The sequence below is a fragment of the Streptomyces sp. NPDC127098 genome (assembly GCF_042722465.1).
Lineage (GTDB): Bacteria > Actinomycetota > Actinomycetes > Streptomycetales > Streptomycetaceae > Streptomyces > Streptomyces millisiae.
Genome location: NZ_JBHXFJ010000131.1, coordinates 1 through 6,547, shown reverse-complemented (window position 1 = coordinate 6,547; position 6,547 = coordinate 1). Strand labels below are relative to the sequence as shown.

The following is a 6,547-nucleotide window of genomic DNA, read 5'->3' as shown; positions in this document are numbered from 1 at the left end:
GCGTTTTTGTTTATAAGTGACTGGCCGGGCTGGGCGGCGGCCCCGGGGGGGGCACCGCGGCGGGCCCCTCGGCCCGTGCCGCGCGAGGCCACCCGCCAAGGGCGGTGGGTGGGCGCGACACGGCCGCAGGCCAGCGCACGGCCGCAGGCCAGCGCACGGCCGCAGGCCAGCGCACGGCCGCAGGGCCCGACGAGCGGCGAAGCCGCCGTCAGGGCCCTGCGGGCCGGCGGCCAACGCCAAGCGGCCAGCGAACGGCGGCCAACGCCAAGCGCCGCGAAACCGCCTAGCGCGTAGCGGACCGGTAGCCGATGTCCTGGTACCGCGGCGTCGCCAGACCGTACGCTCCGGCGCCCGACAGGGTCTCCCGTGCCGCGACGAGTTGGGGGCGCTGGTAGAGCGGGACGGAGCCGGCCGCAGCCCAGATGTGGGCGTCGGCCTTGTTGAGGAGTTCCTCCTGCTCCTCCTCGTCCAGCTCGCCGGCCGCCTGGTCGAGGAGTTGGTCGATGTAGTCGGTCCCGACCCGCGTGTAGTTCTGCTCGACCGTGAGCTCGCCGCCGGGCGCCGGGCGCGGCTTGGCGAACAGCGGGCGGGCGTCCGTCGCCGGGTAGGCGGTGGCCGGCCAGGAGTAGAGGGTGAGGTCGAAGTCGCCCGGCTGGATGTGGTCGGCGAAGAAGGCGTCCGCCGCGACCGTCTCGTAGTCGACGCGGATCCCGACGGTGGCGAGCATTCCGCCGATCCGGCCGGCCACGTCCCGCAGCTGTTCGGCGCCGGGGCCGTCCGGGAGGACGAATCGCAGGCGCAGCTCGGCGCCGTCCCTGGTCCGCACCGGCGTGGCCGCGCGGTCCGCGAGTTCCTCGGCCTCGGCCGCCGCCGCGGCCGCGTCGGCCTCGGTGGCGTCGGCCGGCTCGTCGAGTCCCTGGGCCCGCTGCGCGCCCGCCGCCTGCCGCAGCAGCGCGGCGCGCTGCTCGGCCGCCGGCCAGCCGGCGCCGAGCGGGGCCGCCACGGCCGCGCCGGGTTTGCCGTCCTCGGCCGCCGGTCCCGCCGGCTGCTGCCAGCCGGCCTCGTCGAGCAGTTCGGCGGCCGACTCGGCGCCGCTCTCGCCGAGCGCGTCGCTGTTGTCGCGGTAGCCGTCCTGGCCGAGCATCCGCAGGTGGCTGCCGAGCGGCTTGACGGGCAGGCCGGCCGGGGTGTGCACGTCCTCGGCGAGTTCGGCGCGGTCGACGGCGCGCGCGATGGCCCAGCGGACCCGCTCGTCGGCCAGCGGCCCCGAGGTGCCGTTGAGGGCGAGCTGGGTGTAGGCCGCGTCGTAGGCGCGGTGCACGGCGAGGCCGTTCATGCCCTCGGCGTCGTCGGCCGCCGGCTTGTCGTCGGCGGCCGGCGGGCCGCCGTGCGCCGGGGCCAGGCCCTCGGCGTCGGCGGGGGCGATCTCGGCGACGTCGAGGGTGCCGGCGGCCAGCGCGGCGCGCCGTTCGTCGCGTTCCACCGCGACCAGTTCCAGGCTGTCGAGCAGGGCCGGGTCGCCCCACCACCTGTCGTTGCGCTCCAGGGTGATGGTGGCGGCCTTCTCGTCCACCTTGGCGAGCGTGAACGGTCCGCCGGAGACGGGGAGTTCGGTGCGGCTGCCCTCGTTGAACCGCTTGGCGTCCGTGGTCAGTGAGCGGGGGTAGAGCGGGGTGAACAGGGCGCGCCAGTCGGCGTAGGGCTGGGCGAAGACGACCTCCACCTGGCCGGGTTCCGGGCCCTTCCGCACGTTCTCGACGCGCTCGTAGCCGGCGTTGCGGGCGGGGCGGAAGTCCTCGTTCTCGCCGCGCAGCGCCTGCCACTGGGCGACGAAGTCCTCCACGCCGATCTTCTCGCCGTCGCTCCAGGTGGCGTCGGGGTTGAGGGTGTAGACGACGGTCTGCTTGGGCTCGCGTTCGGTGATCTCGGCGGAGCTCAGGTAGTCGGTGTTGAGCTGCGGCCGGCCGGTGGCGTCGACGGTGAACAGCATCGGCAGGACGGCGCCGGCGACCTGGTCGGTGACCCGGTCGGCGTCGGGCTGGAAGGTGTTGAGCGTGGTCGGCAGGGCGTCGACGGCCCAGCGGACCGTGCCGCCCCGCTCCAGCTCGGCGCGGCCGACGCTCGGCACCGACTGGGCGCCCATGGCGGCGGCCTGGTCCTCGTCGGCTTCGCCACCGCACCCGGCCAGCAGGAGGGGCGCCACCAGCGCGCCGACGGCCGCGAGCGCCGCCACGGCCGTCCCTCGCGCCCGTCTCCCCCGTCTCGTCGACCCTCCTGACATGCCCTACCTCCGGCTCACCGGTGCGCTGATCACATGTATGCGCGCCACTGAGGCCACTGAAAGGGGAGAGGCGCCGGCCGGGCGGCGCGACACGGCGTCCGCCGGGCCCAGGCCACCCGATGGGAGCAGCCGGGTCACGACGCCCTCTTCCCAACCGGGTGTGTCTCGCGTCACACTCGCATCGGCCGGTGATGCCCCACCGATGGAGGTGGCAAGCGATGTCACTGCACGAGGAGTTGTCCGCCGCGCACCGCTGCGTGGAGGATCTGACCGAGCGGGTGCTGCGCCTGGAGCGCGCCCTGGGCCCCGGGATCGAGACCCGCCGGCTGCGCGGGGACGCCGACCGGCTGCGCGAGAGTCTGGCGCTGCTCGCCGCCGCGGCCGCCGCCCGACCCGCCGAGGCGCCCGTGCCGCCGGACCTCGTCCAGGTGTCCGACACTCCCTACGACGACCGGCTGTGGGTGGACGCCGACGACGAGGGCCTTGGCACGCGACGCGGCCCCGCGCCCGGCACGCCCGCCACCTGACGAGCCCCCACCTCCCGGGAGGACCCGTGGCCAGCACCGAATCCACGACCGACAGGTCCGGGCCGGCCGGCCAGGCCGGGCGGGCCGCGATCGCCCAGCGGCATCTGCGGGTCGACCGCTGGTGGCTGGGCCCCACCGTCACCGTCGCCGCGCTGCTGGCGTTCGTCGGCTACGCGACCTGGCGGGCGTTCGCGAACGCCGACTACTACGCGGCGCCCTACGTGTCGCCGTTCTACTCGCCCTGTCTCGCCGAGAACTGCGCGGAGATGCGCGGCGGTCCCAACTGGGCGCTGTTCGGCGACTGGTGGGGCCTGTCCCCCGCGCTGATCTTCCTCGCCCTGCCGCTCGGCTTCCGACTCACCTGCTACTACTACCGCAAGGCCTACTACCGCGGGTTCTGGGGCTCGCCGCCCGCCTGCGCCGTGGCGGAGCCGCACCGCCGCTACACGGGCGAGACGCGGTTCCCGCTGATCGTCAACAACGCGCACCGGTACTTCTTCTACGCCTCCGCCGCCATCGCGGTCGTCCTCACCTACGACACGGTGCTCGCCTTCCGCGACGAGCACTACGAGTGGGGGCACATGGGGCTCGGCACGGTGCTCGCGGTCGTCAACATCACGCTGGTGTGGGGCTACACGATCTCCTGCCACTCCTGCCGGCACATCATCGGCGGCCGGTTGAAGACGTTCTCCGCGCACCCGGTGCGCTACCGCCTGTGGACCCTGGTCAGCCGGCTCAACGGCCGCCACATGGCGCTGGCCTGGGCCTCGTTGACGAGCCTGGCGGTCACCGACCTCTACGTGTACCTGCTGGCCGTCGACGCGTTCTCCGACCCCAGGCTGTTCTAGCCACGACCGAGCGAAGGAGCCGAGGAGCCCAAGTGAGCACTGTGGAGCGACAGTCGTGGGACGTCGTGGTCGTCGGCGCGGGCGGGGCCGGCCTGCGGGCGGCCATCGAGGCGCGCGAACAGGGCCTGCGCACCGTCGTGGTGTGCAAGTCGCTGTTCGGCAAGGCGCACACCGTGATGGCCGAGGGCGGCATCGCGGCCAGCATGGGCAACGTCAACGAGGGCGACGGCTGGCAGGTCCACTTCCGCGACACGATGCGCGGCGGCAAGTTCCTCAACCACTGGCGGATGGCCGAGCTGCACGCCAGGGAAGCCCCGGACCGCGTCTGGGAGTTGGAGACCTGGGGCGCGCTCTTCGACCGCACCGCCGACGGCCGTATCTCGCAGCGCAACTTCGGCGGCCACGAGTACCCGCGGCTCGCGCACGTCGGCGACCGCACCGGGCTCGAACTGATCCGCACCCTCCAGCAACGCGTGGTCGCCCTCCAGCAGCGGGACTTCGGCGAGACCGGCGACTACGAGTCCGGGCTCCGGGTGCTCCAGGAGTGCACCGTCACCCGCGTCCTCACCCGGGACGGCGCGGTGGCCGGCGTGTTCGGCTACGAGCGCGAGTCCGGTCGGTTCTTCGTCCTCGACGCGCCGGCCGTGGTGCTGGCCACCGGCGGGATCGGCAAGTCGTTCAAGGTGACCTCCAACTCCTGGGAGTACACGGGGGACGGGCACGCGCTGGCGCTGCTCGCCGGGGCGCCGCTGGTCAACATGGAGTTCGTGCAGTTCCACCCGACCGGGATGGTCTGGCCGCCGTCCGTGAAGGGGATCCTGGTCACCGAGTCGGTGCGCGGCGACGGCGGCGTGCTGCGCAACAGCGAGAACCGCCGCTTCATGTTCGACTACGTCCCCGAGGTGTTCAAGGCGCAGTACGCGCAGGACGAGGCCGAGGCGGACCGCTGGTACGCCGACCCCGACCACAACCGCAGGCCGCCCGAGCTGCTGCCGCGCGACGAGGTGGCACGGGCCATCAACGCCGAGGTGAAGGCCGGCCGCGGCTCGCCGCACGGCGGGGTCTTCCTCGACGTGTCGAGCCGGCTCACGGCCGACGAGATCACCCGCCGACTCCCGTCCATGCACCACCAGTTCAAGCAGCTGGCGGACGTGGACATCACCCGCGAGCCGATGGAGGTCGGGCCGACCTGCCACTACGTGATGGGCGGCGTCGACGTGGACCCGGACACCGCGGCCGCCACCGGCGTGCCGGGTCTCTTCGCCGCCGGCGAGGTCGCCGGCGGCATGCACGGCTCCAACCGGCTCGGCGGCAACTCGCTCTCCGACCTGCTGGTCTTCGGCCGCCGCGCCGGGCTGCACGCCGCGCGCCACGCGGCGGGCCTGCCGGCCGGCGGGCGGCCGGTGGCCGACGAGGCGGCGGTGGCCGCGGCGGCGGCCGAGGCGGTGCGGCCCTTCGACCCGCCGGCCGGCGCCGCCGCGCCGGAGAACCCGTACGCCATCCACCAGGAGCTCCAGCAGACGATGAACGACCTGGTGGGCATCATCCGCCGGGAGTCCGAGATGGACCAGGCGCTGGAACGCCTCACCGAGCTGCGGCGGCGGGCCGAACGGGTCGGCGTCGAGGGACACCGGCAGTACAACCCCGGCTGGCACCTGGCGCTCGACCTGCGGAACATGCTGCTGGTCAGCGAGTGCGTGGCGCTCGCCGCCCGCGAGCGCACCGAGTCCCGGGGCGGCCACACCCGCGACGACCACCCGACCATGGACCGGTCGTGGCGGCGGATCAACCTGCTGTGCGCGCTGGGCGACGACGGCCGGGCGGCGCTGACGCGGCGCGAACTCCCGCCGATGCGGCCCGATCTGCTCGACCTCTTCGAGAAGGAAGAGCTTGCCAAGTACCTGACGGACGAGGAGCTGACGGGCCGATGAGCGAGGTACGGCTGCGGGTGTGGCGGGGCGACGCCGAGTCCGGCGCCCTGGAGGACTTCACGGTCGAGGCCCACGAGGGCGAGGTGGTCCTCGACGTCGTCCACCGGCTCCAGGCGACGCAGGCGCCCGACCTCGCGGTGCGGTGGAACTGCAAGGCCGGCAAGTGCGGCTCGTGCAGCGCGGAGATCGACGGCCGGCCACGGCTGATGTGCATGACGCGGATGTCGACGTTCGAGCCGGGCCGGACGATCACCATCACCCCGCTGCGGACCTTCCCCGTCGTGCGCGACCTGGTCACGGACGTCGGCTTCAACTACGCCAAGGCCCGCGAGATCCCGTCCTTCGTGCCGCCGGAGGGCCTCGGCCCCGGCGAGTACCGGATGCGGCAGGAGGACGTGGCGCGGTCGCAGGAGTTCCGCAAGTGCATCGAGTGCTTCCTGTGCCAGGACGTGTGCCACGTGGTGCGGGACCACGAGGAGAACAAGCCGGCCTTCGCCGGGCCGCGCTTCCTGATGCGGATGGCCGAGCTCGACATGCACCCGCTGGACGAGGCCGACCGCACCGGCCTCGACCGGGCGCGGGCGGTGCAGGAGGAGCACGGGCTCGGCTACTGCAACATCACGAAGTGCTGCACGGAGGTGTGCCCCGAGTCGATCCGGATCACGGACAACGCGCTGATCCCGATGAAGGAACGGGCCGCCGACCGCAAGTACGACCCGCTGGTCTGGCTGGGCGAGACGATCCGCCGGCGCCGCGGCGGCGCGTAGCGCGGGGGGCCGGGGGGCGGCGGGCCCAACCGCGCTGCGCGCGGTGCACGGCCCGGAGGGCCGGGCCCTGCGGGCCCGCGGCGGCTACGCCGCCGGCTGCCCGGGCGCTCCGCGCCGGGGTTTCCCCCCACCCACCCACCCTTTTCGCGCGCTGCGCGCGGGGGCCTGACCGCGCTGCGCGCGGTACAAGGCC

General features: G+C 74.0%; 5 protein-coding genes. 4 read left to right on the top strand and 1 reads right to left on the bottom strand.

Annotated elements, in window-relative coordinates; translation table 11 throughout:
* Positions 1-283: 283 nt before the first annotated feature.
* Positions 284-2,233, bottom strand: coding sequence for an ABC transporter family substrate-binding protein (locus ACFWI8_RS35990; RefSeq protein ID WP_387100397.1), 1,950 nt, complete (start codon positions 2,231-2,233; stop codon positions 284-286).
* 266 nt (positions 2,234-2,499) lie between these two features.
* Here ACFWI8_RS35990 and ACFWI8_RS35985 point away from each other — a divergent pair, with 266 nt between their 5' ends.
* The 4 genes from ACFWI8_RS35985 to ACFWI8_RS35970 are packed head-to-tail and all read left to right on the top strand — an operon-like array spanning position 2,500 to position 6,354.
* Positions 2,500-2,808 carry a hypothetical protein gene (locus tag ACFWI8_RS35985; RefSeq protein ID WP_387100395.1) on the top strand — a complete coding sequence of 103 codons (309 nt, stop codon included), beginning with the start codon at positions 2,500-2,502 and terminating at the stop codon, positions 2,806-2,808.
* A 26-nt stretch (positions 2,809-2,834) separates the two neighbouring features.
* On the top strand, positions 2,835-3,656 hold the full coding sequence (locus ACFWI8_RS35980; protein ID WP_311601906.1) for a hypothetical protein: 822 nt from the start codon (positions 2,835-2,837) through the stop codon (positions 3,654-3,656).
* Between the two features lie 32 nt (positions 3,657-3,688).
* Positions 3,689-5,587, top strand: a complete 1,899-nt coding sequence (locus ACFWI8_RS35975) for a fumarate reductase/succinate dehydrogenase flavoprotein subunit (RefSeq protein WP_387100393.1) — start codon at positions 3,689-3,691, stop codon at positions 5,585-5,587.
* Positions 5,584-6,354, top strand: a complete 771-nt coding sequence (locus tag ACFWI8_RS35970; RefSeq protein ID WP_387100391.1) for a succinate dehydrogenase/fumarate reductase iron-sulfur subunit — start codon at positions 5,584-5,586, stop codon at positions 6,352-6,354. The genes ACFWI8_RS35975 and ACFWI8_RS35970 overlap by 4 nt, the downstream gene beginning before the upstream one ends.
* Positions 6,355-6,547: the final 193 nt, after the last annotated feature.